Genomic DNA, 1,284 nt, shown 5'->3' with positions numbered 1-1,284 from the left:
TAGAGTGACCCAATAATATGAGACAGGAAAAAACACCTCGAGAGTCGTATAAATTATTTATCGACATTTGGAGGTGTTTTTGTTATGGGGAAGAAGATGGTTTATCCTGAAGAAATCAAAAGAGAAGTGATACGCTTAAAACTCGCTGGGGAACTAACTAACAAAGAGATAATGGAGAAGTTTGGTATTAAAAATAAGACACAAATCAAAACATGGATGAGATGGTATAGGAACGGTGAAGAGCACAGGTTAGCTCAACCAATTGGAAAACAATATGCTTTCGGTAAAGGACCTGATGATGATAGTGAAATAAATCAGTTACGAAAAAAAGTGAAGTATTATGAAATGCGAGATGAATTGTTGGGAAAGTACCAAGAAATCGAAAGGAAGTGGTTCCAGAAGTATTCGTCGAAGTCGTAGAATCTTATAAAGAAAAATACACAATCACTACTATTTGTGAATGTTTCGAGATTCCAAAATCAACATATTATCGTTGGAAAAAGAGAGTATCAGCTGAGCTGCCTTTTTTTACATCAGTTGGTTATAAATATTTGTCAAAGCCTTTTATTTAGAGTAGGACATCGAAACGTAAGAGGTATTCTCAAAAATGACCATAAAATAAAGGTAAATCGAAAGACAGTACAAAAGATCATGCAAAAATATAACCTTCAGTGTCAAGTTAAAATGAAAAGAAAGGTTTATATTGCTGGGGAAAGCAAGTTCGTCGTCCCAAATCTTTTAAAACAGGATTTCAAGGCTGATCGTCCTAATCAAAAGTGGGTTACTGATATTACTTACTTACCTTATGGGGAGAAAATGCTTTATTTATCAACCATTATGGACTTATATAATAACGAAATCATAGCCTATAAAGTTAGTGAGACACAGGAGGTTAAGCTTGTTTTAGATACACTAGAGGCTGCATGTAAAGGCAGAGAGACACATGAAGTAATCTTACACAGTGATCAAGGAGCACAATATACCTCCTACGCCTTTCAAGAGTTAGCTAAAGAAAAAGGCATTACCACAAGCATGTCCCGAAAAGGAAATTGCTTTGATAATGCCGTAATCGAATCCTTCCACTCCTCGCTAAAGTCGGAAGAATTCAACACTCAAAATAGAGTGCACCTTACAAACACTATTGTACTAGAAAAAGTAGAATCTTACATGTATTATTACAACTATATACGACCGTTTAAAAAATTAAACTGCCACAGTCCTGTTGAATTTAGGACTATGGCAGCGTAGGTGTTTTTTCTTATCCCGTTTTACTGGGCCAGTTCA

Annotated in this window: 1 pseudogene; it reads left to right on the top strand. The window is 35.4% G+C overall.

Annotated elements, in window-relative coordinates:
• Positions 1 to 84: 84 nt before the first annotated feature.
• Positions 85 to 1,248: pseudogene (locus F1560_RS21090) on the top strand (IS3 family transposase).
• Positions 1,249 to 1,284 lie beyond the last annotated feature (36 nt).

Origin of the sequence: Oceanobacillus polygoni (assembly GCF_008304605.1) — a bacterium.
Taxonomy (GTDB): domain Bacteria; phylum Bacillota; class Bacilli; order Bacillales; family Amphibacillaceae; genus Oceanobacillus; species Oceanobacillus polygoni.
This window is presented reverse-complemented; position numbering and strand designations above follow the sequence as displayed.